The sequence below is a fragment of the Micromonospora sp. NRRL B-16802 genome, from assembly GCF_001279555.1.
GTDB lineage: Bacteria > Actinomycetota > Actinomycetes > Mycobacteriales > Micromonosporaceae > Micromonospora > Micromonospora profundi.
In genome coordinates, this window is record NZ_LGEB01000024.1 from 154,160 (window position 1) to 178,967 (window position 24,808).

Sequence of the window (24,808 nt, forward strand, 5' to 3'; positions counted from 1 at the left end):
CAGGACCACCGACAGGTGGGTCGACCCTGCAGGGCGGCTCAGGCATCGCCGCGGGAAGCCCTCAACCAGCGTGCCGGGCACCGGCGCGGGGCCGAGGCGGGCACGGTGTGCCTACCGACCACCACCTGTTGACGCGTGGCCCCTGCCCGCAGAGGCGGGCAGGGGCCACGATCGTGCTGTTGCGACGTCAGCGGGCCGTTCCGGCGCGGCGCTTGTTGTAGACGTCGAACGCGACGGCGACGAGCAGGACGAGCCCCTTCACCACCGACTGTGTCGACTGGTCGATACCCATCAGCTGCATGCCGTTGCTCATCACGGCCATGATCAGACCGCCGACCATCGCGCCCACGACCGTACCGACCCCGCCGGTGACCGCCGCACCCCCGATGAACGCTGCGGCGATGGCGTCCAGCTCGAACATGTTGCCCGCGGCGGGCTGCGCCCCGTTGGACCGGGAGGAGTAGATGACCCCCGCCACCGCCGCCAGGAAGCCCATGTTGACGAACATCCAGAAGTTGACGGTACGGACCTTCACCCCGGACAGCGCCGCCGCCGACAGGTTGCCGCCGATCGCGTAGACCTGCCGACCGAAGACGGTACGCCGGGTGAGCAGGCCGTAGAACAGCACGAGGACCGCCAGGATGATCAGCACGATCGGCAGGCCACGGGCGTGCGCCAACTGCCAGGCGAAGTACATGATGACGGCACCCACCGCGACGACCCGGGCGACGAACAGCGGGAACGACTCGACGGGCTGCTGGTAGCGGATCCGCGCCACGCGGGTACGGAAACCGCTGACCGCGTACCCGGCGACGGCGACGGCGCCGATGAGCAGCGTGAAGGCGTCGAAGCCCTGACCGCCGAGCAGCCCGTTGAGGAAGCCCGCGGCGACGCGCTGGTACTCGGCAGGGAACGGCGACAGCGAGATGTTGTCGAGCACCCGCAGGGTCAGACCACGGAACAGCAGCATCCCCGCCAGGGTCACGATGAACGCGGGAATCCCGGCGTACGCGACCCAGAAGCCGTGCCACGCGCCGACCGCGATGCCCACGGCGATCGCGGCAAGGACACCCACCCACCACGGGTATCCCTGCTGGATGACCAGGACGGCGGAGACCGCACCTGTCAGCGCGACCACCGACCCCACCGACAGGTCGATGTGCCCACCGATGATCAGGATGACCATCCCGATCGCCAGAACCAGGATGTACGAGTACTGGAGGACGATGTTCGTGATGTTGCCGGGACTGAGCGACACCCCGTCGGTCAGGATCGCGAACAGCGCGACGATGACGACCAGGGCGACGTAGATCCCGCTCTGCCGCAGGTTGTTCAACACGAGCGCCCGCAGGTCGCTCGTCCCGGTGTGCAGGGCGGCGGCCGGCGTGGCGTCCGGTGACGTCGGGCGCTCCGTCGAAGGGGTCTTGATGCTTGTCATCCGACGAGCTCCTTGTCCTTTGTCATCAGCTCCATGAGGCTCTCCTGGGTCGCCTCACCCACCGGCATCTCGCCGGTGATCCGGCCCGCGGCGAGGGTGTAGATGCGGTCGCACATCCCGAGCAGCTCCGGCAGCTCGGAGGAAATGATGATCACCGCTTTGCCGTCGGCCACCAGCCGGTTGATGATCGTGTAGATCTCGAACTTGGCTCCGACGTCGATCCCGCGCGTCGGCTCGTCGAGGATCAGCACGTCCGGGTCGGTGAAGAGCCACTTCGACAGCACGACCTTCTGCTGGTTGCCGCCGGAGAGCTTGCCGACCACCGCCATGACACTTGGCGCCTTGATGTTCATGTCCCGGCGGCTCGACTCGGCGACCTTGATCTCCTCGTTGCCGTTGACCCAGCCCATTCGGGACAGCCGGTCCAGGGCGGCGGCCGACACGTTGCGCCGGACGTCGTCGATGAGGTTGAGGCCGTACCGCTTGCGGTCCTCGGTGACGTACGCGATGCCGTTGTCGATGGCCTCCGCGACGGTACGGGCGTTGACCTGCCGGCCGTGCATGAACAACCGGCCGTTGATGTCCCTGCCGTACGACCTGCCGAACACGCTCATCGCCAACTCGGTCCGGCCGGCGCCCATCAGCCCGGCGATGCCGACGACCTCACCGGCGCGCACGGACAGGCCGACGCCCTCGACGACCATCCGCTCATGGGTGGGGTGGCGCACCGACCAGTCCTCGATCCGCAGCACCTCCTCGCCCGGCGACGACTCGCGGTCGGGGTAGAAGCTGTCCAGGTCGCGCCCGACCATGCCCCGGATGATGCGTTGCTGGGTCACGTCGTCGGCGCGCATGTCCAGGGTCTCCACCGCGCGCCCGTCGCGGATCACTGTCGTCGAGTCGGCGATCGCGGTGATCTCGTTGAGCTTGTGGGAGATCATGATGCAGGTGATCCCCCGGTCCCTGAGCTGCCGGAGCAGCCCGAGCAGGTGCGCCGAGTCGACGTCGTTGAGGGCGGCGGTCGGCTCGTCAAGGATGAGCAGGCGCACCTTCTTCGACAGCGCCTTGGCGATCTCCACAAGCTGCTGCTTGCCCACGCCCAGCTGGATGACCGGGGTGACGGGGTTCTCGTGCAGCCCCACGGACGCCAGCAGTTCCGCCGCCTCGGCGTTGGCCCGGTTCCAGTCGATGAGGCCGCTGCGGCCCCGGCGCTCGTTGCCGAGGAAGAGGTTTTCGGCGATCGACAGGTGCGGCACCAGGGCGAGTTCCTGGTGGATGATGACGATGCCGTTCGCCTCGCTGTCCCGGATTCCCCGGAAGTGCATCGGCTTGCCGTCGAAGAGGATCTCTCCGTCGTACGAGCCCGATGGGTGTACGCCGGACAGCACCTTCATGAGTGTGGATTTGCCGGCGCCGTTCTCGCCACAGATGGCGTGGATCTCTCCCCGGCGTACCGCGAGGGTGACGTCCTCAAGGGCGGTCACCCCGGGAAAGGTCTTCGTGATGCGACGCATCTCGAGGATGGTGTCGTCCATGGTCGCTGTCCTCTGTCAGGTCCCGACGTGGTCCGCCACGAACGTCGGGCCCGGCGGGGTGACCGCCGAGCCCGACGGATGGCTTACTTCTTGGCCTGACCGGCGGCGACCTCTTCCGCCGTCCAGTACCCGGAGTCGATCAGCGCGGTCTTGATGTTGTCCTTGTAGACCGTCACGAACGGCAGCAGGTACGACGGAACGACCTTGACGCCGTTGTTGTACGTCTGCGTGTCGTTGGCCTGCGGCTGCTTGTCCTGGAGGAACGCCTCGGCGGCGTTGACGGCCTGGTCGGCCAGCAGACGGGTGTCCTTGAAGACGGTGCAGGTCTGCACGCCGTCGTTGATCAGCTTGATCGAGGCGATCTCGGCGTCCTGGCCGGTCACCGCGGGCAGCTTCTTCTTGCCGCTACCGCCGTAGCCGGCGTTCTGCAGGGCGGTGATGATGCCCCGGGAGATGCCGTCGTACGGCGACAGCACGCCGTCGACCTGCGAGCCGTCGTTGTAGCTGGAGGTGAGCAGGTCCTCCATGCGCTTCTGCGCGGTCTCCTGCTGCCACCGCAGGATCGCCACCTGCTCGATCGTGGTCTGGCGCGACTTCACCTTCAGCGTGCCGGCCTCGATGAACGGCTTCAGCGTGTCCATGGCGCCGCCGAAGAAGTACTGGGTGTTGTTGTCGTCGAGCGACCCCGCGAACAGCTCGATGTTGAACGGGCCGGTGGCCGTACCCTTCGAGCCGTCCTGGTTCTGCAGGCCGAGGCCGACGAGCAGCCCGGTGGCCTGGGCGACGCCGACCTTGTAGTTGTCGAAGCTCACGTAGAAGTCGACGTTCTTGCTGCCACGGATCAGGCGGTCGTACGAGATGACCGGGATCTTCGCGTCGGCGGCGGCCTGCAGCTGGCCGCTGAGCGCCGTTCCGTCGATCGCCGCGATGACCAGGACATCCGCGCCCTGGGTGATCATCTGGTCGACCTGCTGCGACTGGGTGGGGATGTCGTCGCCGGCGTACTGGAGGTCGACCTTGTAGCCCTTGGCCTCCAGCTTCTGCTTCACGGCGTTGCCGTCGGCGATCCACCGCTCGGAGGTCTGGGTCGGCATCGAGACGCCGATGGTCAGGTCGCCGGGCTTCTTCTCACTCGTGTTACCGCCGCTACCGGCGCCTTCGCCACTGCATGCCGCCAGGCTCAGCGCCAGCATCGCGCTACCCAGAGCAACCAGGAATTTCCTGCTCACGGGCCTCTCCTCCTCCGGATTCCCCCGCCGACCGCCGGGGCCCACGTGTCACCTTTGGGGTAGTGTTAGCGCTCACATAAGGCACGTCAACAGTAGATCTGAAATACCGGTGTCACGGTCTCGTAACGAGAGGCTTCCCGGCGGCGCGGCCTGGGATTCCGCCGTCCACAGTGGATGCCGCCACCCGATCGCACGCTGGGTAGCGGCTGCCTCAGGGTGACCGCCCACCACCGTCAGTGCAACGCGCGGACGGGCACCGCCGACGGGACGCGACGGGCCAGCAGGACTCCGCCGACCGAAGCGCGGCGGGCCGTCAGGGCAAGGCGACGGGACGCGACAGACCGGCACGTCCGCCGAGGGGACGTGTGGCGCCTCAGCGCGAAGGGGGCGGGGCGACGCTGTCGCGGGCGACGAGTGTCGGTGCGATGGTCTGCCGCAGAGCCCCACCGCTGCCCGACTCGATCTGCGTCAACAGCATCTGCAGGCTCGCCCGCGCCACCGCGTCGAAGTCGGGCCGGACGGTGGTCAGCGGCGGGATGAAGTACGCGGCCTCCGGCACGTCGTCGAAACCCACCACACTGATCTCGGCAGGCACCCGCCTGCCGAACTCGTGCAGCGCCCGCAGCACGCCCAGGGCGAGGTGGTCGTTGGCCGTGAAGATGGCGGTGACCTCGGGCATCCGCGCCAGCATCTGCCCGCACCGGTAGCCCGATGCCGCCGACCAGTCGCCCGGCATCAGCGGCGGTGGGCTGATCCCGGCGGCCAGCAGGGTCTCGCGCCAGCCCTCGATGCGACCGGCGCCGTCGAACCAGTCGGACGGCCCCGACACGTGCCACACGGTGCGGTGCCCGGCGTCGAGGAGATGCTGGGTCGCCGCCCGAGCGCCCGCCACCTGGTCGACAGTCACCAGCGGCATGGGCCGATGCGGGTCGCCGTCGACGGTGACCAACGGGACGTCCTGGGGCAGCCGCTCCAGCGCCTCGCCGGCCGACTCGACCGGCGCGATGACGACGATGCCGGCGACCCGGTGCGCCAGGTGCCGCTCGACCGCTGCCGAGATCGACCGGTGGTCGAGGTCCCGGACACTGCCCACGCTGACCGCGAAGCCCTCCTCCGCGGCGGTCTGCTCAAGGGCTGCCAGGAGCGACGCCGGGCCGTAGAGGGTGGTGTTCTGTGCCACCACGCCGATCACCTGCGACCGGCCGGTCACCAGGGCTCGCGCCGCGCCGTTCGGGCGGTAGCCGAGTTCGGCGATCGCCGCCCGCACCCGCAAACGGGTCTGCTCACGCACGTTGGGGTGCCCGTTGAGCACACGTGACACGGTCTGGTGGGAGACACCGGCGAGACGAGCGACATCAGTCATCGCGGGACCATGGACGGCCATTTCACTCCCCCCGCCAAATCCGGACCGCAGCCCGTCGACGTCGACTGGAGCGGCCCGGCCTGATCCCCCTCGCTCAGTCACCACGCCGGTGCTGAATCCCAGGTGACCAGCGCTGGATCGCCGACAGTCTACGCCAGGCATCGGCCTGGACAGGGCCTGGCTGCGGGGGAACGGCGCGACGGGCCGCAGGTCGGCGGCCCGGCCCACCCGTCACCCACACCGAGGGCGGCGGACGGCCCTGGCGGCGCCCCTGCCGCCGGCCGGTTCCCCGTTCCCGGAAGGGGGCGCGGAGCAGGGCGGCGACGGGCACAAACAGTGGCGCGGACTGCCCGTCCGAGATCCGGACGGGCAGTCCGCGCCACCGGTCAGATCGACAGCCGTGTGACAGGCGTCACGGTGTCGTCAGGTCGAACCGGCTCACGGTGACCGCTCCCCCGAGCGCCTGGGTGGCGTGGTTGAAGATGGCGAACCGGTAGCCCATGAAGAACTGCCAGTTGTTGGCGAGCGTCAGGGCGTTGCCGAACGACGTGAAGTTGACCCCGTCGGTGCTGTACGAGAAGCGGGCCTGCCGTCCGGAGCCGGGTCTGATGTCGGCGTTGGCACGCAACCAGATCCGGCCACCGGAGACGGCGGTGCTCGCCACCTCACTGCCGGTGCTCGTGGTGTTCCAGTTGCCGTCCATCGTCAAGCCGTTCTGCATCACCAGACGAGTGGAACCGTTGTCCCGCCGAATGCCGATCCAGGCCGACGAGTTGCGCAGCACCGCCAGGCCCGTGCGGTCACCGTCGCGCATCGTCGAGTAGTCCAGCTCGATGGTGGCGGTGGAGGTGGGGCCCTGAATGCGGTGCGTCAACGTGTTCCGGGCGGCGTACAGGTCGCCGGTGACGGTGGCGGTCTGCAGGCGAAGTCCGTTGTTCACCGAATACCTGCTGGTGTCCGGATTGTGGTTCCACTCCCACTGCGGGCCGAGGGTCGTGCCGGAGAACGTGTCGGTGCCGGTGAGTGGCTTCACCGCCCGGGGCGCGGCGGGCAGGTTCGGCTTCGGGTACGAGCTGCCCCAGGCGCCGTTTACCGTCTGCAGGACGGGCCACCCGTCGCCGGTCCAGGTGATCGGCGCCATGGCGGGCATCCGACCACCGGGGTACGCGTCGACGAACGCCATGTAGTACCAGTCGCCGTTCTGGGTCTGCACCAGTCCACCCTGGTGCGGAACCCCGCCGCCGGAGATCGGGCCGGGCAGGTTGAGCAGCACCTGGCGCTGCTCGTACGGGCCGAACGGGCCGTTTGTCGACTTCAGCACGTACTGGCCGTTGGCCGGTCGGGTGAGCCAGATGTAGTAGGCACCGTTGCGCTTGTAGAACCGTGCGCCCTCAAGCGTTCCGATGCTCGACGGCGTCTGGTAGACCTGCTGGGCGCGGACCTGCGACTTCCCGTCGGCGGACAGCTGGGCGACGCTGATGGTGCCGTTGCCGTACGCCACGTACATGGTGTCGTTGTCGTCGATCAGCATCCCGGCGTCGTAGTAGCAGTTGGGGATGGTGGTGTGCTTGCTCCAGGTGCCGTCCACGGCGCTCGCCGTGTAGATGTGGGTCTGCGCGAAGTCGATGCACCCGGCCCAGTAGAACGTCCGGTTGCTCGGACGGTAGTTCAACGTCGAGGCCCAGATCCCGTCGACGTACGCGTTACCGCCGCTCATGTCGTACTTCGACCCGAACTCCAAGCGGGGTACCGAGTGCCCGGCGAACTCCCAGTTGACAAGGTCGTACGAGCGCAGGACGGGAGCGCCCGGCGAGTAGTGCATCGTGGACGCCGACATGTAGTAGGCGTCGCCCACCCGGATGATGTCGACGTCGGCGAAGTCCTGCCAGACGACCGGGTTGGTGTACGTGCCGCTCGGCGGGGGCGGAGTCGTCGGCGGCGGCGTGGTGGGGTTGCCTCCGCTGCCCACCTGCACGAGCTGCCACTGCTGGTTGTTGCCGCCCCAGTCGTCGTACTGCACGATGTTGCCGCCGTCGGCGGTGGAGGCGTTCTGCACCTCGACTGCTTTGTTGCTGTTGCGGTTGATCAGTCGAACGTAGCCACCGGCGGAGTCCGCCAGGCGGAACTGCTGGTTCACCCCGTTGCCGTCGGCCCACTGCACGATCGACGCGCCGTTGGCGGTGGAGAAGTTGTAGACGTCGAGCACCTTGCCGGAGTGCCGGGACTTCAGCCGGTAGTAGCCGCCGCCGGAGTCGACGAACTGCCACTGCTGCCAATGCGCGCGCCGTCGTTCGTGGCCTGGTTGTACACGTCCAGCGCCTTGCCACTGTTGCGGTTCACCAACACGTACCAGGCGTTGGTGTCCACCGTCGCTGCCGATGCGGGTGACGCGGCCACCGCGGTGAGCGTGCCGCCCACCAGCACCGCCGCCGCGGCGGCGGTGAGCCGCCGCAACCAGCCGCGCCGACGCGCGGATGGTGTGGCCCAGGGAACCCGACCGATGGCAACCATGATCCTCCTTCGAGAACGCGAACCGAGCGGTCTGGGCCGGCATCCCCGGCACCGGGCGGGGTGCCGTGCCTGGCCACGGGCCCGACCGATGTGATCGCTAACATCGCTCCCCGTGCCACGAGGGCAGCAATCTGTGAAAATCGGGGGGCGGACACAATTCGCGGGCGGGCCAGCCGCAGACATTGATTGTCTTGGTTATAGACTGTGAGCGATAACACGTCCTTAGTCAAGACGTAACACAGCCGGCTCGCGATCGTGCTAGGCGCACACGCAGACGGGTGGCGCGTCCCGGCCGACGACTGCCGCCGGGGACGCGCCACCCGTCTGGGAAGCGCTGGTGAGTGGGGTCAGAAGCCGCGCGCCAACCGGTAGTAGGCCTGGTTCCACCGGATCTCGTCGGCGAAGCGGCGCGGCTCGGTGTCGGCGTCGATGACGACGAGTTCGGTACGGCTCATCTCGGCCAGGTCGTGCAACTCCTCCACGCCGACGGCCTGGGACAGCACCGTGTGGTGGGGAGCGCCAGCGGTGATCCACGCCTCGGCCGAGACGGGCAGGTCGGGTCGTGGACGCCAGACGGCCCGTGCCACCGGCAGCCGGCGCAGCGGCTGCGGCGGCGTCACCACGTCGATCTCGTTGGCCACCAGCCGGAAGCGCTCCCCCATGTCGGCGAGCCCCAGCACCACCGCCGGGCCGGGCTCGGCGTCGAAGACGAGGCGGACCGGGTCCTCCCGCCCGCCGATGCTCAGCGGGTGGATCTCCACGTTGGGTACGCCGGACGCGATGGTCGGGCAGACCTCCAGCATGTGGGCGCCGAGCACCAGCTCCGAGCCGGGGGTGAGGTCGTAGGTGTAGTCCTCCATGAAGGACGTGCCGCCCTCCACGCCCACCGACATCGCCTTGAGGGTGTGCACGAGGACCGAGGTCTTCCAGTCGCCCTCGCCGCCGAAGCCGTAGCCGTCGGCCATCAACCGTTGCACAGCGATGCCCGGCAGCTGACGCAGCCCGCCGAGATCCTCGAAGTTGGTGGTGAACGCCCGGAACCCGCCGGCGTCCAGGAAGGCCCGCATGCCCAGCTCCAGGCGGGCCGCGTACCGCAGGGAGTCGTGCTGCTCGCCCCCGGAGCCCAGCGCCGCGACGACGCGGTACGTGTCCTCGTACTCCTTCACGAGGTCGTCGACCTGCGCGTCGGTGACCTCGCCGACCACCTCGACCAGGTCGTTGACGCCGTAGGTGTTCACCGACACCCCGAAGCGCAGCTCCGCCTCGACCTTGTCGCCCTCGGTCACCGCGACGTCGCGCATGTTGTCACCGAAGCGGGCCAGACGCAGCGACCGCATCGCCGACCACCCCAGGGCCGCCCGCGCCCACGCGCCGACCCGGCTGGTCACCCTCGGGTCGCTGACATGCCCCGCGACGGTCTTACGGGCCACACCGAGACGCGTCTGGATGTACCCGAACTCGCGGTCGCCGTGGGCGGCCTGGTTCAGGTTCATGAAGTCCATGTCGATGTCGTCCCACGGCAGCAGGACATTGGCCTGGGTGTGCAGGTGCAGCAACGGCGTCTGCAACGCGTCCAGGCCGGCGATCCACATCTTCGCCGGGGAGAAGGTGTGCATCCACGCGATGACCCCGATCGCGCCCTGAGCGGCGGCGTCGCGGCAGACCTGGAGGATCTCGCCGCTGTTGGTCAGGACCGGCTTCCAGACCACCCGGGCAGGGATCTGCGGCGAGTCGTCGAGCGCGGCCGCGATCTGGCGGGACTGCTCGGCGACCTGCCGGAGCGTTTCCTCGCCGTACATGCCTTGGCTGCCGGTGAGGAACCAGATCACGGGTTCGGGGTGTGGTGCCATGGGGTTGCCTTCCGCGAGAGGGGCGGTCACTTGTAACGGATTCCGATGAGGCGCTGGAGGAGGATGAAGACGAAGAGCAGGCCCCCAATCACGATCTTGGTCCACCAGGAGTTGAGGCTCCCATCGAAGGTGATGAGAGTCTGGATGACGCCCAGGACCAGTACGCCGAGCACCGTGCCGAAGACGTACCCCGCGCCGCCGGTGAGCACCGTGCCACCGATGACGACGGCGGCGATGACGTCCAACTCCATTCCCACGGCGATCAACGGCGCGCCGGAGAGGGTGTAGAAGGACAGCAGGATGCCGCCGATCGCCGAGCACAGACCACTGATCGTGTAGACGGCGATCCGGGTCCGCCCCACCGGCAGGCCCATCAGCAGCGCCGACTGCGGGTTGCCGCCGATGGCGTACACGTTGCGCCCCAACCGGGTGTAGGCAAGCGTGTACGCGGCCACTGCCACCACGGCGAAGGCGATGAGCACGCTGATCGAGACGAAGTTGCCCTTGGGGTCGCCGATCCGCTCCTGCGACATCCTGGTCCAGAACCCGTCGGTGATCGGGATGGACGAGCCGGAGATGAACGTGCACATGCCCCGGGCGAAGAACATCCCGGCGAGCGTCACGATGAACGGCTGGATCTCGAAGAAGTGGATGACGCAGCCCATCAGCAGGCCGAGCGTCGGGCCGATGAGCAGGGCGATGACGAGCACCAGTGCCGCCGGCAGGCCCTCCTGGAGCAGCCAGGCCGACACCATCGCCGTCATGGCCACTACCGACCCGACCGACAGGTCGATGCCACCGGTGAGGATCACGAAGGTCATGCCCACCGCGACGACGAGCAGGAAGCCGTTGTCGATGAAGACGTTGAAGATGACCTGCACGTTGGAGAACGCCGTGTACTGCGAAACGCCGATGCCGTACATCACCAGCAGCAGTGCCAGCGTCGCCAGGACCGGTATCTGCTTCCTCGGCAGCCGGAACCGGGTACGACCGGCGGTAAGCGATCCAGTGGTCATGCCGGCACCTGCTCCTTCGGCTTGTCGGCGACGGGGGCGGGCGGCGGGACGTTTCGCCTACGGCGGCTGAACCTGGCCCGGAAGGCCGGCGCCTGGATGAGGCAGACGGCGATGACGACCACCGCTTTGAACAGCAGCGACGTCTGCGGTGAGATGTCCATTGCGTACACGGTGGTGGTCAGGGTCTGGATGATCAGCGCGCCGATGATCGTGCCGCTGAGGAAGAACCGACCGCCCGCGAGGGACGTACCGCCGATGACGACCGCGAGGATCGCGTCCAGCTCGACCCAGAGGCCGGCGGCGTTGCCGTCGGCGCTGGAGACGTTTGCCGTCATCATGAAACCGGCTACCGCGGCGCACGCGGCGCTGATCACGTAAGCGAGGAAGATGACCCGGCTGGACCGGATGCCGGCGAGCCGGCTCGCCACTGAGTTGCCGCCCACCGACTCGATGATCATGCCGAGCGCGGTACGACGGGTGAACGCGGCCACCAGCAGGGCCGCGGCGAGAGCGATGAAGATGGCAAGCGGCAGGGTCAACGCGTGGCCCAGGCCGATCGCCCGGTACGGCTCCGAGTTGATGGTGATGATCTGGCCCTCGGTGATCAGCTGGGCGAGACCCCGGCCGGCGACCATCAGGATCAGGGTGGCGATGATCGGTTGGATGCCGATCACGGCCACCAGCACCCCGTTCCAGGCGCCGAGCACGAGCGAGACCCCCATCGCCAGCGCGAGGGCGGTCACCACCACACCGAGACTGTTCTGGTCGGGCTGCTTGCTGATGTACATGCAGGCGATCGCGCCGCTGATCGCGCAGAGCGAGCCGACCGACAGGTCGATGCCGCCGGTCGAGATGACAAGGGTCATGCCCAGCGCGACGAGGATCAGCGGTGCGCTCAACCGCAGGATGTCGATCGGCGTGCCGTACAGGTGCCCGTCCTTGAGCTCGATGGACAGGAACCCGGGCCGGTAGATCGTGTTCGCGGCGAGCATGGCGAACAGCACGGCGGCGGGCCAGAACAGCCGGTGACCGGTCATCGTCCGGAAGCGGCTCATTGTGTCGTTCATCGGTCTGCCTCCTCCCGGTGGGATCCGCTGGCGATTGTCTGCATGATGCGGTCGGCGTCGAGGCTCTCGTCGTTGGCGAGCTGCGCGACCATCTGCCGGTCCCGCATCACTGCCACCTTGTGACTCAGGCGCAGCACCTCCTCCAACTCGGCGGAGATGAACAGCACGGCCATGCCCCCGTCGGACAGCTGCGTCACGAGCTTCTGGATCTCGGTCTTCGCGCCGATGTCGATGCCCCGGGTCGGCTCGTCGAGGATCAGCAGTCGTGGCTCGGTGATCAGCCACCGGGCCAGCAGCACCTTCTGCTGGTTGCCGCCGGACAGGTTGCGTACCGGCACCTCCGGGTCAGCGGGCCGGATGTTGAGGGCCTTGACGTACTTGTCGACAAGCTCGTCCTGGCGACGTCGCGGGATGGGTCGCAGCCAGCCCCGGGCCGCCTGCATGGCGAGGATCATGTTCTCGCGGACCGACAGGTCGGCGACGATGCCCTCCGCGCGGCGGTTCTCGGAACAGAAGCCGACGCCGTGGTCGATGGCCTGGGCGGGGGTACGGAGACTGCTCGCCGTGCCGTCGATGGCGACCTGGCCGCCGTCGGTGCGGTCGGCGCCGAACAACAACCGCGCCACCTCGGTACGCCCAGAGCCCAGCAGGCCGGCCAGGCCCACCACCTCGCCTGCGTGGATGGTGAGGCTGAACGGCTCGACCGCGCCGGACCGGCCGAAGTTCGACACCGCCACCAGCGGGGTGCCCTCCTCCAGCGCGGCAAGGTCCCGGCGGGAGTGCTCCTCGATGCCCTCCAGGACGTCGAGTTCCTTGCCGATCATCTTTTCCACGAGAGCGAGCTGGGGCAGCTCGGCGGTCTGGTACTCGCCGACGAGTCCACCGTTGCGCAGCACTGTGATCCGGTCGGCGATCTCGTAGACCTGGTCGAGGAAGTGGGTGACGAACAGGATCGCGATGCCCTCGTCGCGCAGTTGCCGCATGATGCGGAACAGTTGCGCCACCTCGCCGGCGTCGAGGCTGGACGTCGGCTCGTCCAGGATCAGCACCCGCGCCTTGATGTCGATGGCGCGGGCGATCGCGACCATCTGCTGGATCGCCAGGGAGTACGAGCCGAGTGGCGCGCTGACATCGAGGTCGAGGTCGAGGCGGGCCAGCAGCGTACGGGCGCGGCGGCGGACCTCACCCCAGCGGACGGCCCCGAGGAGCCGGGGTTCACGGCCGATGAAGATGTTCTCCGCCACCGACAGGTTGGTGCAGAGGTTGACTTCCTGGAAAACGGTGCTCACACCAGCTGCGGTCGCCTGCATGGGCCCGGTGAACGACACGGGCTCGTCATGGAGGGTGATCGCGCCCTCATCGGTGTCGTAGACACCGGTGAGCACCTTGATGAGGGTCGACTTGCCGGCGCCGTTCTCGCCCATCAGGGCGTGCACCTCGCCGGGGAAGAGCCGGAAGTTGACGTTGTGGAGTGCGCGCACCCCGGGGAAGGACTTGCTGATCCCGGTCATCGTCAGGACCGGACGGCTATCCGTCATCCCATCAGACCTCTTCTGGGTTGTCGACACGGAAGGGCCGCTACGCCCCCGCGACGCCCGCCCGGTCGACCCTGGGGGGTCGCTCGGGCGGGCGTGGTACGGGGGTCGCCGCGGGCCAAGCCCGGTCCGTTTCGGGTAGGGAGGCGACGCGGCGGGGCCGCCACGCGAGCGCGGCGGCCCCCCGGCGTCGATCAGTACTTACGGTTGGGCAGCGCTTCCTTCGCTTGCTCCTGCGTGAACGTGGTCTCCTCGGTCTCGATCCGAGGCGGCACCTCTTCGCCGGCGTGGACCTTCTTGGCCAGTTCCATCAGCTGTGGGCCGAGCAACGGGCTGCACTCCGCGATGAAGTTGAACTTCCCGTCGGCGAGAGCCTGCATGCCGTCCTTGACCGCGTCGACAGTGATGATGGTGATGTCCTTGCCCGGCTCCTTGCCGGCCGCGGTGATCGCCTCGAGGGCACCCAGGCCCATGTCGTCGTTGTGCGCGAACAGCACGTCGATCTTCGGGTTGGCCTTGAGGAACTGCTCCATGACCTGCTTGCCACCCGCCCGGGTGAAGTCACCCGGCTGGGAGGCGATGATCTTCAAGTTCGGGTTGGCGGCAATCGCCTCGCCGAAGCCCTTCTTGCGGTCGTTGGCCGGAGCCGCGCCGGTGTTGCCCTGCAACTCGACGATGTTCACCGGGCCCGAGGCGCTCTTCTTCTGCTCGACCAGCCACTCACCGGCGAGCCGGCCCTCCTTGACGAAGTCCGAGCCGAGGAAGGTCTTGTACAGCGACTTGTCGGCAGAGTCGACCGAGCGGTCGGTCAGGATGACCGGGATGTCGGCGTCCTTGGCCTCCTTGAGGACGGTGTCCCATCCGGATTCCACAACCGGCGAGAAGGCGATCACGTCGACCTTCTGCTGGATGTAGTTGCGGATCGCCTTGATCTGGTTTTCCTGCTTCTGCTGCGCGTCGTCGAACTTCAGCTCGATGCCCGCCGCGGCTGCCGCCTCCTTGATCGAGGTGGTGTTCGCGGTACGCCACCCGCTCTCCGCGCCGACCTGCGAGAAGCCCATCGTGATCTTGCCGTCGTCCGTGGAGCCGCCGCCGCCCGTGTCGCTGTTGCCGCAGGCCGCCACGCCGCCGACGAGCAGCACGCTGGCGAGGACCGCGACAGCGCGCCACGGCGCGGACTGCGTACGCATCTTTCTCATCAGTTCTCCTTGGCTGGGTGTGGTGGGGACCGCGTCCGCCGCCGACGTACGAGAGGCGACCTACGCGGGTGGTGCGTGCTGGTACGTCGGTGGTGCAGACCTGCGACCCTGATCCACGCTGGACGGTCAGGAACTCGCCGGTGCGACTGGTTGTTGACCGTAGACGTTCTGGTAGCGGTGATACAGGGCATCGATGTCTGCCTGTGCCATCGGCACCGGCTGACCGAGCGCCCGGGCCAGGTGGGCGGTGCGGGCGACGTCCTCACACATCACCGCGGCCTTGACCGCCGCGCGGGCGTCACGGCCGATGGTGAACACGCCGTGGTTACGCATCAACACCGCAGGTGAGCGGTGCCCGGCGAGCGTGGCGACGATGCCCTTGCCGATGTCGTCGCCGCCGATCAACGCGAACGGGCCGATCGGGATCTCGCCGCCGAACTCGTCGGCCTGCGCGGTGAGGTGGCAGGGAATGGACTCACCGCGGGCCGCCCAGGCGGTCGCGTACGAGCTGTGGGTGTGCACGACCCCGCCCACCTCGGGCATGGCCCGGTAGACGTAGGCGTGGGCGGCGGTGTCGCTGGACGGGGCGAGGTCGCCCTCGACGAGAACGCCGTCGAGGTCACAGACCACAATGGTGTCGGCCGTGAGGTCGTCGTAGCTCACACCGCTCGGCTTGATCACCATGAGGTCGCTGCCCGGTACGCGGGCCGAGACGTTGCCGGCCGTCCAGGCCACCAGCTGGTAGCGGGTCAGCTCGGAGTGCAGACGGGCGACCGTCTCACGCAGCTCGCGGATCTGTCGGGTCACCTCGATGGTCATGCGACGACCTCCAACGGGGTCTCGTGAGCGGTCACGGGGGCGCTGTCGGCCGGCGCCTCGGCGGTCCCCACCGCCGCGTTGCGGATCGCCCGCAGGCGGAGCATGACGTCGTTGCCGCCCCGGCCGAAGTGGTCGTGCAAGGCCCGGTACTCCGCGTAGAGGGCGTCGTAGGCGCGGGCCCGGTCGGGGTCCGGCCGGTAGACGGCCTCGTGCACCTTCCCCATGGCCTGCGACGCCTCGTGCACCGACGGGTACGCGCCGGCGGCGACGGCAGCGTGGATCGCCGATCCGAGCGCCGGGCCCTGCGCGGAGGCGATGATGTTCAGCGGCCGCCGGGTCACGTCGGCGTAGATCTGCATCAGCAGCTCGTTGGAGGTGAGGCCACCGGCGATCACCAGGTCGTCGACAGGCACGCCGGCCTCGACGAACGCCTCGATGATCATGCGGGTGCCGTAGGCGGTGGATTCCAGCAGCGCCCGGTAGATGTCCTGCGGCCGGGTGGCCAGGGTCATCCCGACGATCATCCCGCTCAGGTCGTGGTTGACAAGCAGCGAGCGGTTGCCGTTCCACCAGTCCAGCGCGACAAGGCCGTGCGCGCCGACCGGTTGGCTGGCGGCCAGTGCGGTGAGGTGCTCGTGCGAGGCGGCCCCGGCCGGGGCGGCGTGCTCGACGAACCAGCCGAAGATGTCGCCGACACCGCTCTGCCCGGCCTCGTAGCCCCATGCGCCGGGGCTGATGCCGCCGTCGACCACCCCGCACATGCCGGCCACCTCGGCGGGTTGCCGACCGTTGACCACGTGGCAGGTGGAGGTGCCCATGATGGCGACGAGCCGACCGGGCTCCACGGCCTGCGCCGAGGCCGCTGTGACGTGCGCGTCGACGTTGCCGACGGCCACCGCGATCCCCTCCGGCAGCCCGGTCCACGCCGCAGCGGTGGCGGTGAGCGTGCCGGCCTTGGCACCCAGCGGCAGCAGCGGACCGTCCAGCTTGGTTACGAAGTCGCCGAAGCCGGGGTTGAGCGCGGTCAGGAAGCCCTCGGACGGGTACTGGCCGTCCTGGAGGATCCCCTTGTAGCCGGCAGTGCAGACATTGCGGGTCTCGGCGCCGCAGAGCTGCCAGACGATCCAGTCGGCCGCCTCGATGAAGCGCTCGGCCCGGTGGTAGACCTCGGGGTCCTCCTCCAGGATCTGCAGGCCCTTGGCGAACTGCCACTCGGCGGAGATCTTGCCGCCGTACCGGCCGATCCACGGCTCGGCCCGCTCGTGGGCCAACGCGTTGATCCGGTCGGCGTGCGGCTGCGCGGCGTGGTGCTTCCACAGCTTGACCCACGCGTGCGGCCGGTCGCGCAGATCGGGGTCCTCGCAGAGCGGGGTGCCATCGGCGAACGTCGGCAGCACCGTGCAGGCGGTGAAGTCGATGCCGATGCCGATCACGGCGGCCGGGTCGATCCCCGCTGCGGACACCGCTGCCGGAACGGCGTGACGCAGCACGTCGCGGTAGTCCTGCGGGTTCTGCAGAGCCCAGTCCGGGGGCAGCGACCGGCCGTTGGGAAGCGCCGCGCTGATCACCCCGTCGCCGTACTCGTGCACCGCGGTCCCGACCTCGGCACCATCACCGACCCGGACCACGAGTGCCCGCCCGGAGAGGGTGCCGTAGTCGACACCGACGACGTAGCTTTCGGCAGCTCCGTCCACACGGTTCATGTTCACCTCCGCCGTTAACGGGGATAGTGTTAACGCTCACATCCAGGCTCGTCAAGACATCTACCCGCAACAGCTCCGTAACGGAACGCGGAGGCCCATCCGGGCACACAGGCAGCCATCAGACCGGGGCAAAGCGCGGAAGTCCGGCATTCTGGGGACATGCTGGCGGGTCGGCGGCCCCGTAGGGGCTGCCTCGACGACGGCACCCTCCCCGACGGTCAGGGACGAGTCGCCCGCCGTCGACCACGATCGCGAGGCGGACATCCAAACAGGAGCGACTGCCGCCAGCGCCAGTGTCAGCGATAACATCATCGGGCTTCGCGGTCCTGTGGTCGGATCTCTGTATCGACCGACGGGTCAGCACAGTGCCCAGGATCAAGCGCTCCGGCGACCAGCGGCGACCCCGGCCAGCCGACCCGGCGGCGCATTGTTATCGATAACATTTGATGTTTGGTCGAGCGTGCTCCGGGGCCGACGCGAACCACGTCCGCGCCGACAGCCGACAGCCCGGCCCATCGGGGCCGGGCTGTCGGGCAATCGTGCGGGCCACCCCCGTTCGCGCCTCGCCTCGGCCGGGACTGCGCCGCGAGTCACGACGGGTGCGTGTCGGGTCAGGCGCTCGGGTCGCGGTTGTACAACGCCCTGGCCCAGAAGAAGCAGACCACGCTGATGGCCGCGCACCACGCGACCGCCTCGATCGCGTTACTGCCGATACCGGTACCGAAGAACAAGCCGCGCAGGGTCTCCATGACCGGTGTGAAGGGCTGGTGGTCGGCGAACCACCGCACCGGGGTCGGCATCGAGTCGGTGGGGACGAACCCGCTGCCGAGGAAGGGCAGCAGCACCAGCGGCATGGGCAGATTGCTTGCCGTCTCGACGCTCTTGGTGACCAGGCCGAGCGCGACCGACAACCAGGTCACCGCGAAAGTGATCATGGCGAGGACGCCGATCACGGCGATCCACTCGATCGCCGTGGAGTTGGGCCGGAACCCGACGAGCAGCGCCACCCCGGTGACCGCCGCGAGGCTGAGCAACGCCTGGATGAGGCTGCCGAGCACGTGGGCGGTGAGCACCGACGGCCGGAAGATCGCCATCGTACGGAAACGGGCGATGATGCCTTCGGTCATGTCCATGGCGACCGAGATGGCGGTGCCCTGCGCCGCGCTCGCCACAGTGATGAGCAGGATGCCCGGGGTGACGTAGTTGGCGTAATCGGCGCGGTCACCGGTGGGCCCGAGGCCGGCGCCCAGGGTGCCGCCGAAGACGTACACGAAGAGCAGCAGCAGGATGACCGGGATGCCGACGAGCATGAGTGTCAGCGACGGGTAGCGCCGCATGTGGAGCAGGTTGCGCCGCAACATCGTGCCCGAATCGCGGGCGGCGAGGGTGAGGGTGCTCATCGCACCAGGGCCCCTTCCTTGTCGGTCTGGCCGGTGAGGGTGAGGAAGACGTCGTCGAGGTCGGGGGTGTGCACGGCGAGGCCGGCCACGGTTATCGACGCGCTGTCGAGCTGGTCGAGCACTGAGCGCAACGATCCGACGCCGCCGTCGCTCGGGACCTGGAGGGTGAGCGCCGCGTCGTCCCGGGTCGCACCGGCGAACGTACGGGCCGCCGCGTCGAGCCCGTCCTGGTCGGCGAACCGCAACACGACGTGCCCACCGGGGATGAGCCGCTTGAGCGCGTGCGGGGTGCCCTCGGCGATCATGCGGCCGTGGTCGAGGAACGCGACGCGGTCGGCGAGGTGGTCGGCCTCCTCCAGATACTGCGTGGTGAGCAGGATGGTGACCCCACCGGCGGAGAGGTCGCGGATGATCTGCCACATGGCGCGGCGGCTACGCGGGTCGAGGCCCGTCGTGGGCTCGTCGAGGAAGATGACGCGGGGTTCGCCGACAAGTGTCATGGCGAGGTCGAGCCGCCGTCGCATGCCACCGGAGTACGTCGCCGCCGGCTTGTCCGCCGCCTCGACAAGATCGAACTGGTCGAGCAGATCGGCGGTACGCCGTCGACCTGCCGCCCGGCCCAGGTGACACAGGTCGGCCATGAGGCGAAGGTTCTCCCGCCCGGTGAGCAGGCTGTCGACGGCGGAGAACTGGCCCGTGACGCCGATCAGCGCGCGGACCGCGTACGGCTCCCGGGTCAGATCGTGGCCGGCGATGCTGGCCTGGCCGGAGTCGGCGGCGATGAGGGTGGACAGGATCTGCACGGTGGTGGTCTTGCCGGCACCGTTGGGACCGAGCAGCGCGAAGATCGTTCCCGCGCGGATCTCCAGGTCGATGCCGTCGAGGACCACCTTGTCGCCGTAGGACTTTCGCAGGCTGCTCGCGACGATCGCGGGCTGGGTTGGCAGGGTCATGGCTCCTCGATTCGTGTCCGGTGTCGCCCGGCGGTCAGGCACGGCGGATCATGATGTCGCCGTAGGAGGTGTTGGCCCGGATCTCAACGGTCTCGTCGGTCTCTGCCGGGCTGTCGGTCGTGGACAGGGCGTTGTGGACCCGGCCGTGGCGGGAACCGACGTCGAGCCACGCGGCGGTCCCGCGCCGGACGCCGACCTCGATGGCCCCGTACGAGGTCTGCAACTCCACCGACCCGCGGGCGACCTCGCCGAGTCGCACGTTGCCGTACGCGGTGCGTGCCGTCACGGAGGCCGCCGACTGGTCGATGGCGATGTCGCCGTGTGCGGTGTTGATCCGGATGTCTCCGCCGCCCCGGCCGATCCAGCAGTCGCCGGACGAGTTCTTGATCTCGGCGGTGCCGTCGACCTCGCCGAGGCGCACCTTGCCGGAGGACGCCTTCACCCGGGCGGGGCCGTCGACGCGTGTCACTGTGACCTCGCCGTGGTTGGTGTCGATGTCCAGCGGCCCGGTCTCGTCGAGTCGGATCGCGCCGCCGGTCTTGACGTGGCACTCGCCGAGCCGGCCCTCACCGCGGAACGCCGCCCACGACGCCTCGGCGTGCATCCGTGAGCCGGCCGGCACCTCGATGAGGACGTCGACCGAGGGCCCGGGGCCGGGGCCGTAGCGGCGCCAACTCTTCGGCACCCGGATCGTCAGTCGGCCGGAGGCGTACTCGATCGTGGTTTGTTGGGCGGCGCTCACGTCGACCTTGCTCGACGGGTCGCGGGGCCGCACCTCGACGACGGTGTCGGTGCGGTCGGACGCGGAGATCCACGCGTCGCCGACGGGCAGTTCGACATGCACGGAGATGGGCTCGGGTGTGTCGAAAACAGGCATGGTGGTCTCCCGGGAGGATGCCAGCGGGTGTCGCCGCTGGTGAGCGGGGTGGAAAGGAAAGAGGGAGCGGGCGGTCAGCGCGCCCAGCCGGTGAAGTGCTGGCCGGCGCGGGGCTCCGGCCGGCGGGCGGGGCGACGGTCCGCGTCACCGGCCCCGACGGCAGCGGCGACAGCCCGCACCAGCCAGGCGTTCACCGACAGCCCGGCCCGGCCGGCGGCCTCCTCGACGCTTGCCTTCAGGTGGTCGGGAAGGCGCAGGTTGATCCTCGACGTGCCGCCGTCGTCGCCGTCCGGTGGCAGCACGGGCGCCGGCAGCGTCGCCGGCCCGGACTGCTCGGTCTGCTCGGCCGGCCCGCTGGTCGGCGGGTTGGCAGGTGTCACCACGAAGTCGGGGTCGCGCCCGCGTAGCCGGACGTGCACCGACCCCGGAGCGAGGTCGCGGGTGATCTCGTCGGCCGCGTCGGACAGCGCCTCCAGCAGCGTGAGGTGGGTCGCCGCCTCCAGTTGGGTGAAGAGCCGCTCGGCCAGCACCCGGCCGTCCGGGTCGACGCCCTCGGCGGCGACGGCGAACTCGTTACGCAGGTTCTCGACGTACGGCCTCAAATCCATGACGCCATGATGGCACCACTTTGGCTCAGCACGCAACACCTTAGGCTCAGAGTGATGCCATCTCACTCGCCCGCGTCGGCAGCGTCGTGCCGGACCAGCTCTCCGAAAGCACGCCTGACCAGCCGGTTCGCTGCCTCCTGGGTCAGCCCGGTCGCCACCAGCAGATCGCTGACAGTCGTCCGGACCTGAGCCACCACGACGGCACCGGAGAAGCCGACCCCCTCCCGATAGGCGTCACCGGCCCTGCACACCGCCTGCAACGCCCGCACCCGCGCCCGATCGGGTTCGTGACCGGCGGCGAACTGCTGCTTGAGCAGCCGGACCGCGTCGGCCAGCTCGGTGACCGCCTGCGGCATCGACGCCGGAACCGGCTCACCGTCCTCGATCAGACTCACCGCCCGGCGGATCAGCGTGCCGGTGTTGCGCATCGCCCGGTCGATCGGCTCCGCCGCCCGCGCGTACCGACCCACCGGCCCGCGCCGCTCGTGCCAGTGCACAGGCGACAGGGTGCTGGCCTCCCGAGCACCCTGGGTCGCCTCGACGAGCGCGCTCAACTCCCCCTTGTTCTGCCGCAACGCCGCCAGAGCGGTCCGGGCAGGGCCGGCGTCGCCGTCTGCCAACGCCGCTGCGGTGGCGTCGAGCTGCGTGCTGAGCAGGTCAAACGCCGGCCGGGCGGCCCGGTTGAGCACACGCAGCGGATTCAGGGGCAGCAGCACGGCGGTGACCAACAGCGCCACGCCACCTCCGATGAGCGCGTCCACGAAGCGCGGGATCTCCAGGTCCCGCACGGAAGGGCTGAGGGTGGCGATGAGCACCGCCGTCGCGCCGGCCTGGAGCACCACGGCAGCACTGCCGACGAGGAACAGCGCGACGAGGACCGCCAGCACGACGATGAGCGCGAGTTGCCACACCCCGGTGCCCAACGCCGCCAGCAGCAGATCACCGACGAACACCCCAACGGACACCCCGATGATCAGCTCCACGATACGGCGGAGGCGTTGGCCGACCGACGCAGCGAGGGTCGACACGGCGGAGATCGGCGCGAACACCGGCTGGGAGACGTGCAGGATGTCGTGCGCCACAAGCCAGGACAACGCGGCGGCCAGCCCGGCCTGCAGGGCCAGGCCACCGATGGCCCCCACCCGACGCAGACGGTCCCGCAGCGTCGCCACCGCACGCTCACGGAGCCGGGCGACCGTTGCCGCGAGGCCCGCCCACGCGGAATCATCGGTACGGGTCGGAGCTCCCCCGTCCGTTCCCGACCGACCGGCAGCCGCCATGGCGGCGGCTACCCGGGTCGGCCCGACTCATGCCCGCCGGGACGACGGCCGGTCGTCGCCGGGCCGACCGGACGTTCCGAACTCGCGCGGCAGGACGACACCGCACGAATGGCTCCGCCGAACCGGGGTAGACGCGGGTCCGCCACACCGGTGGCGGGGCGTCCCCGGCCCGGATAGTCGGCCGGGCTGCCGGAACGCCTCGGGGGGCGATGGCGGATGGATCAGCACTGTTGAACGGGCGCGACACCTCGTGCGACATCATCGAACTGCGGGTGCACGGAGTCTCCGGCGCCGGAGCCGACCAGATGCTGGGTCTACAGCAGTCGGCGCAGGTCGCCGGCGACCGCAGCGGGGGCTTTTTCCGGATACGCCCGTCCGGACCGGCGCCGGAGGGCGTACCGGGCGTGACGCTGGAGGCGTACCGCTGGGGTGACCTGCCCTCTGGGACCGTGGCCCGGACCCTCGGATTGGTGTTCCTGCTGCCGTTCATGCTGGCCAACGTGGCGATCTGGATGCGCCCCGCGAAGCCGGGCTCGGAGGCGGTGGTCAAATCCCTGTGCCGGGTGCTGGCACTGATGCTCACCGTGCTGTACGTGTTGGCCGTCGCGGGCGTCGCCCTGGACCTTGTCGCCTGGAAGTGCCTGACGTCATCCCGCTGCCTGGCCGGGCGAAGCTGGCTGTCCTGGCTGAGCGGGCAGCGGATCGGGGTGCGGCTGGCGGTGCTCGCGCTGGTCCCGGCCGCCGCGATCGCCCTGGTCTGGCGGCTCAGCAACCGACCCGGAAGATCGTTCGAGGCGTTCCGGGCACCCGACGAGGAGCTGGGCGGGCATCGGCTCAGCGCGGTCGGCAAGTGGGACGCCGAACCGCTTGTGGGGCGGCTCCGTTCCGTACACGTCGCTGCGGCGTTCGCGACGCTGAGCACCGTCCTGCTCGCCGCCCGCGCCACGAACAGTGCCTCAGCCGCCACGCTCACGCTGGCGGTCGCCACCGGCGTGGTCCTGACCGCCTGTGTGGGCCTGCTGTGCACCCCCGCGCTGATCGACAGGGCTCCGACAAACACCCGACTCGACACGATCACGCGCACGCTACGGACCATCGCCGTCATCCTTGCCGCCCTGGCGGTGATCCACGTGCTGACCAGCCCCGAGCCATGGCAGGAGGGGCGCACGCTGCCCGGCTACGAGGCGATCCTGGCGGGGCTGTGCATCGCCCAGACGACACTGCTGGCCGTGTTCGGCGGGGTCCTGCTCCGGCACCGGGACCGCCAGAGCGACGGCAGTCCGCTTTTCGGTCTGGGAGCGCTGGCCATCTCATCCATCTCCATCAGCATTGCGGTGGCGTACTCCTCGGAGCTTGTCTACCGGGTGGCGGACTTCCTGGACCGCAACCTGCCGACCGGGGAGGGCCTCGCTGCCGGCCCGCCCGGGGCGTACACCTGGGCGATCTTCGGGTTTTTCCGGACCGTGCTGGTCACGACGGTCGTCGCCGGTTTTGTCGTGGTGTTCTCCCGCCCTGGCCGGAACCGCGCCGCGGCGACGGTCGTCGCACGCGACTACCCAGATCGGCCGGCGGAGGCCCTGCCACGACTGCGGCAGGTCCGCGACGCGATAGCAAAGGCACTGTTCACCGAGAAACTGGTGCTGTTGGCAGTCGTCTTCGCCTGCCTCACCGGCGTCGGCATGGCCACCACCACCATCGGCCTGCTGGGGGTGTTTCCCAGCCACGTCGCCGAAAGGTACGTGGGAGTGCCCGCCGACGTGATCACCTTCGGCATCGCGCTCGGCAGTTGGAAGATCGCGGCGGTCATCCTCGCCCTGATCATCGGCGGAATCTTCGCGTACCGGACCGTCCCGTTCCGGCGGCACGTCGGTGTCATCTGGGACCTCGGCACCTTCTGGCCCCGGGCCGCCCACCCGTTCGCGCCACCCTGCTACGCCGAACGCGCCGTGCCGGAGCTGACCCGACGAATCATCTACCTGGTCGAACGCGGCGACACAGTGGTGCTCACCGGTCACAGCCACGGCTCGGTCCTGCTCGCCGCGACAGTGCTCCAACTGCCGCCACGGATCGGCGCCCGCGTCGCGCTGCTCACGCACGGGTCACCGCTGCGCCGGCTCTACGCGCGGCTCTTTCCCGCGTACATCGACGACGCGGTGCTGCGCGAGATCGGCGAGCGAATCGGCTGGCGATGGGTGAACCTGTGGCGCGACACCGACTCGATCGGCGGCCGGATCTTCCCCACCCACGGTCCGACCAGCGATCCGGCGTCCAGAGTGGATCGTCGTCAGCGGGACCCCATCGACGTGGTGACCCCGCCGGGTGACAGCGTGCCCCCGCCGATCCAGGGACACTGGCCGTGCGAATCCGACGAGACCTTCACCGACGCGGTACGGGAGTTGGCACGCCGCCTCGGCCCATCGTGACT

General features: G+C 69.2%; 17 protein-coding genes and 1 pseudogene. 1 reads left to right on the top strand and 17 read right to left on the bottom strand.

Features of this window, described 5'->3' with window-relative positions; all coding sequences use genetic code 11:
* Window positions 1-187: 187 nt before the first annotated feature.
* The 17 genes and pseudogenes from mmsB to ADK66_RS05565 form a co-directional block, all read right to left on the bottom strand.
* A complete protein-coding gene (mmsB, locus tag ADK66_RS05485; RefSeq protein WP_053652784.1) occupies window positions 188-1,438 on the bottom strand; it encodes a multiple monosaccharide ABC transporter permease in 1,251 nt (416 codons plus the stop codon).
* Window positions 1,435-2,973 carry a multiple monosaccharide ABC transporter ATP-binding protein gene (gene mmsA / locus ADK66_RS05490; protein ID WP_053652785.1) on the bottom strand — a complete coding sequence of 513 codons (1,539 nt, stop codon included), beginning with the start codon at window positions 2,971-2,973 and terminating at the stop codon, window positions 1,435-1,437. Before mmsA ends, mmsB begins: the two co-directional genes overlap by 4 nt.
* A gap of 83 nt (window positions 2,974-3,056) precedes the next feature.
* A complete protein-coding gene (gene chvE / locus ADK66_RS05495; protein ID WP_053652786.1) occupies window positions 3,057-4,202 on the bottom strand; it encodes a multiple monosaccharide ABC transporter substrate-binding protein in 1,146 nt (381 codons plus the stop codon).
* Window positions 4,203-4,575: 373 nt separating this feature from the next.
* The gene (locus ADK66_RS05500) at window positions 4,576-5,565 is read right to left on the bottom strand and encodes a LacI family DNA-binding transcriptional regulator (protein WP_197281424.1); all 990 of its coding nucleotides are present in this window, start codon (window positions 5,563-5,565) and stop codon (window positions 4,576-4,578) included.
* A 412-nt stretch (window positions 5,566-5,977) separates the two neighbouring features.
* Window positions 5,978-8,076 (bottom strand): annotated as a pseudogene (locus ADK66_RS05505) (RICIN domain-containing protein).
* Between the two features lie 347 nt (window positions 8,077-8,423).
* On the bottom strand, window positions 8,424-9,926 hold the full coding sequence (araA, locus tag ADK66_RS05510) for an L-arabinose isomerase (protein WP_053652788.1): 1,503 nt from the start codon (window positions 9,924-9,926) through the stop codon (window positions 8,424-8,426).
* A gap of 26 nt (window positions 9,927-9,952) precedes the next feature.
* Complete coding sequence (yjfF, locus tag ADK66_RS05515) at window positions 9,953-10,942, bottom strand: galactofuranose ABC transporter, permease protein YjfF (RefSeq protein ID WP_053652789.1); 990 nt, start codon at window positions 10,940-10,942, stop codon at window positions 9,953-9,955.
* Window positions 10,939-12,009 (bottom strand): ABC transporter permease, encoded by a 1,071-nt coding sequence (locus tag ADK66_RS05520; RefSeq protein ID WP_053652790.1) that lies wholly within the window; start codon window positions 12,007-12,009, stop codon window positions 10,939-10,941. The genes yjfF and ADK66_RS05520 overlap by 4 nt, the downstream gene beginning before the upstream one ends.
* Window positions 12,006-13,547 (bottom strand): sugar ABC transporter ATP-binding protein, encoded by a 1,542-nt coding sequence (locus tag ADK66_RS05525; protein WP_053652791.1) that lies wholly within the window; start codon window positions 13,545-13,547, stop codon window positions 12,006-12,008. Before ADK66_RS05525 ends, ADK66_RS05520 begins: the two co-directional genes overlap by 4 nt.
* Before the next feature lie 191 nt (window positions 13,548-13,738).
* A complete protein-coding gene (locus tag ADK66_RS05530; RefSeq protein WP_369814764.1) occupies window positions 13,739-14,743 on the bottom strand; it encodes an ABC transporter substrate-binding protein in 1,005 nt (334 codons plus the stop codon).
* A 126-nt stretch (window positions 14,744-14,869) separates the two neighbouring features.
* The gene (locus tag ADK66_RS05535) at window positions 14,870-15,562 is read right to left on the bottom strand and encodes an L-ribulose-5-phosphate 4-epimerase (protein WP_053652793.1); all 693 of its coding nucleotides are present in this window, start codon (window positions 15,560-15,562) and stop codon (window positions 14,870-14,872) included.
* Complete coding sequence (araB, locus tag ADK66_RS05540; protein WP_053652794.1) at window positions 15,559-17,265, bottom strand: ribulokinase; 1,707 nt, start codon at window positions 17,263-17,265, stop codon at window positions 15,559-15,561. Before araB ends, ADK66_RS05535 begins: the two co-directional genes overlap by 4 nt.
* Window positions 17,266-17,876: 611 nt before the next feature.
* Complete coding sequence (locus ADK66_RS05545) at window positions 17,877-18,665, bottom strand: ABC transporter permease (RefSeq protein WP_053652795.1); 789 nt, start codon at window positions 18,663-18,665, stop codon at window positions 17,877-17,879.
* Window positions 18,662-19,618, bottom strand: a complete 957-nt coding sequence (locus ADK66_RS05550) for an ATP-binding cassette domain-containing protein (RefSeq protein WP_053652796.1) — start codon at window positions 19,616-19,618, stop codon at window positions 18,662-18,664. Before ADK66_RS05550 ends, ADK66_RS05545 begins: the two co-directional genes overlap by 4 nt.
* Before the next feature lie 34 nt (window positions 19,619-19,652).
* Complete coding sequence (locus ADK66_RS05555) at window positions 19,653-20,495, bottom strand: DUF4097 family beta strand repeat-containing protein (RefSeq protein WP_053652797.1); 843 nt, start codon at window positions 20,493-20,495, stop codon at window positions 19,653-19,655.
* 74 nt (window positions 20,496-20,569) lie between these two features.
* On the bottom strand, window positions 20,570-21,103 hold the full coding sequence (locus tag ADK66_RS05560; protein WP_053652798.1) for a hypothetical protein: 534 nt from the start codon (window positions 21,101-21,103) through the stop codon (window positions 20,570-20,572).
* Between the two features lie 62 nt (window positions 21,104-21,165).
* Window positions 21,166-22,383: an aromatic acid exporter family protein gene (locus tag ADK66_RS05565; protein WP_082377241.1), complete on the bottom strand. Its 1,218-nt coding sequence runs from the start codon at window positions 22,381-22,383 to the stop codon at window positions 21,166-21,168.
* Between the two features lie 230 nt (window positions 22,384-22,613).
* Here ADK66_RS05565 and ADK66_RS05570 point away from each other — a divergent pair, with 230 nt between their 5' ends.
* Window positions 22,614-24,806: a hypothetical protein gene (locus tag ADK66_RS05570; RefSeq protein WP_231639911.1), complete on the top strand. Its 2,193-nt coding sequence runs from the start codon at window positions 22,614-22,616 to the stop codon at window positions 24,804-24,806.
* Window positions 24,807-24,808 lie beyond the last annotated feature (2 nt).

Excerpts from the sequence above, each read along its gene's own strand:
- mmsB (WP_053652784.1), bottom strand. The coding sequence starts at position 1,438 with ATGACAAGCATCAAGACCCCTTCGACGGAGCGCCCGACGTCACCGGAC.
- mmsA (WP_053652785.1), bottom strand. The coding sequence starts at position 2,973 with ATGGACGACACCATCCTCGAGATGCGTCGCATCACGAAGACCTTTCCC.
- ADK66_RS05500 (WP_197281424.1), bottom strand. The coding sequence starts at position 5,565 with ATGACTGATGTCGCTCGTCTCGCCGGTGTCTCCCACCAGACCGTGTCA.
- araA (WP_053652788.1), bottom strand. The coding sequence starts at position 9,926 with ATGGCACCACACCCCGAACCCGTGATCTGGTTCCTCACCGGCAGCCAA.
- yjfF (WP_053652789.1), bottom strand. The coding sequence starts at position 10,942 with ATGACCACTGGATCGCTTACCGCCGGTCGTACCCGGTTCCGGCTGCCG.
- ADK66_RS05520 (WP_053652790.1), bottom strand. The coding sequence starts at position 12,009 with ATGAACGACACAATGAGCCGCTTCCGGACGATGACCGGTCACCGGCTG.
- ADK66_RS05525 (WP_053652791.1), bottom strand. The coding sequence starts at position 13,547 with ATGACGGATAGCCGTCCGGTCCTGACGATGACCGGGATCAGCAAGTCC.
- ADK66_RS05530 (WP_369814764.1), bottom strand. The coding sequence starts at position 14,743 with ATGAGAAAGATGCGTACGCAGTCCGCGCCGTGGCGCGCTGTCGCGGTC.
- ADK66_RS05535 (WP_053652793.1), bottom strand. The coding sequence starts at position 15,562 with ATGACCATCGAGGTGACCCGACAGATCCGCGAGCTGCGTGAGACGGTC.
- araB (WP_053652794.1), bottom strand. The coding sequence starts at position 17,265 with ATGAACCGTGTGGACGGAGCTGCCGAAAGCTACGTCGTCGGTGTCGAC.
- ADK66_RS05545 (WP_053652795.1), bottom strand. The coding sequence starts at position 18,665 with ATGAGCACCCTCACCCTCGCCGCCCGCGATTCGGGCACGATGTTGCGG.
- ADK66_RS05550 (WP_053652796.1), bottom strand. The coding sequence starts at position 19,618 with ATGACCCTGCCAACCCAGCCCGCGATCGTCGCGAGCAGCCTGCGAAAG.
- ADK66_RS05555 (WP_053652797.1), bottom strand. The coding sequence starts at position 20,495 with ATGCCTGTTTTCGACACACCCGAGCCCATCTCCGTGCATGTCGAACTG.
- ADK66_RS05560 (WP_053652798.1), bottom strand. The coding sequence starts at position 21,103 with ATGGATTTGAGGCCGTACGTCGAGAACCTGCGTAACGAGTTCGCCGTC.
- ADK66_RS05565 (WP_082377241.1), bottom strand. The coding sequence starts at position 22,383 with ATGGCGGCTGCCGGTCGGTCGGGAACGGACGGGGGAGCTCCGACCCGT.